Here is a 1,822-nt window from a genome sequence, read left to right as displayed (position 1 = left end):
GAAGGTGGACGCGGCCTGGAACCTGCACGAGGCCACGCGCGGTCTGGACCTGGACGCGTTCGTGGTGTTCTCGTCGGTCGCCGGTGTCTTCGGCAGTGCGGGTCAGGCCAACTACGCGGCGGGCAATGCGTTCCTGGACGCCCTGATGGAACATCGTCGTGCGGCCGGTCTGCCGGGTCTGTCACTGGCCTGGGGCCCCTGGGAGCAGACCGGCACCGGTGGCATGACCGGCACGCTCTCCGAGGCGGAGATCGAGCGGCTCGTGGCCTCCGGAGTGCCGCCGCTCGCCGTCGAGCAGGGTCTGGCCCTCTTCGACGCCGCCCTGTCCACCGATGACGCCGCGCTCGTACCCGTCCGGCTCGACCTGCCCGCCCTGCGCGGTCAGGGCGGTGTGCCGCCGCTGCTCCGTTCGCTGATCCGGGGCCGCTCACGCCGTGCGGCGGTCGCGGGCTCGGCGACAGCGACCGGTCTGAGTGACCGGCTGGCCGCCCTGGACGCGGTCGAACGCCGGGAAGTGCTCGTGGACCTCGTCCGCGGCCAGGTCGCCCTGGTGCTCGGCCACGCCGACGCCACGGCCGTCCACCCCACGCGCGCCTTCCGCGAGCTGGGCTTCGACTCCCTCACCGCAGTCGAGCTGCGCAACCGCCTGAACACGGTCACCGGACTGCGCCTGCCCGCCACGATGGTGTTCGACTACCCGACCGTCGAGGTCCTGGTCGACTTCATCCTGGACGAACTCCTCGGCACCGAAGTCGAGGCGGAGGCCGTACAGCGCACGGCGGTCGTGGCGGACGACCCGATCGTGATCGTGGGCATGGCCTGCCGTTACCCGGGCGGGGTCGCCTCGCCCGAGGATCTGTGGCGTCTGGTCACCGAGGGCACGGATGCCGTCTCCGGGTTTCCCGCCAACCGTGGCTGGGACGTGGAGAACCTGTACCACCCGGACCCCGACCACCCGGGCACCGCCTACACCCGCTCCGGCGGATTCCTGGAGAACGCCGGTGAATTCGACGCCGACTTCTTCGGGATGAGCCCGCGTGAGGCGCTGGCGACGGACTCGCAGCAGCGCTTGCTGCTGGAGTCGTCGTGGGAGGCGATCGAGCGGGCCGGCATCGACCCGGTCGGACTGCGGGGCAGTGCGACCGGTGTGTTCGCCGGTGTGATGTACAGCGACTACAGCGCGATGCTGGGCAGCCCCGAGTTCGAGGGCTTCCAGGGCAGTGGTAGTTCACCGAGCCTCGCCTCGGGCCGTGTCTCCTACACGCTGGGCCTGGAGGGTCCGGCGGTCACGGTGGACACGGCGTGCTCGTCGTCGCTGGTGGCGATGCACTGGGCGATGCAGGCGCTGCGGTCGGGTGAGATCTCGCTCGCGCTGGCCGGTGGTGTGACCGTGATGTCGACGCCCGCCGTGTTCGTGGACTTCGCACGTCAGCGGGGTCTGTCGCCCGACGGGCGGTGCAAGGCGTTCTCGGACTCGGCGGACGGTGTCGGCTGGTCCGAGGGTGTGGGCATGCTGGTCCTGGAGCGGCAGTCCGATGCAATCCGCAACGGTCATCAGATCCTCGCGGTCGTCCGCGGTTCGGCCGTGAACCAGGACGGCGCCTCCAACGGGCTTACCGCCCCCAACGGCCCGTCCCAGCAGCGGGTGATCCGTCAGGCCCTTGCCAGCGGCGGACTCTCCGCCCAGGAGGTCGACGCGGTCGAGGCGCACGGTACGGGTACGACGTTGGGTGACCCGATCGAGGCGCAGGCGTTGCTGGCGACCTACGGCCGTGACCGTGATGCGGAGCAGCCGCTGCTGCTGGGTTCGGTGAAGTCGAAC

The 1,822-nt window shown here is 70.7% G+C and carries 1 protein-coding gene; it reads left to right on the top strand.

The annotated features are described in order from the left end of the window. Nucleotides 1-1,822: beta-ketoacyl synthase N-terminal-like domain-containing protein (locus ACWC91_RS41490; RefSeq protein ID WP_450726388.1), on the top strand; the 1,822-nt coding region annotated here is incomplete at both ends.

It is taken from the genome of Streptomyces sp. NPDC001204 (genome assembly GCF_053598035.1).
The sequence above is the reverse complement of the archived record's forward strand: the minus strand, read 5'-3'. Positions and strand labels throughout refer to the sequence as shown.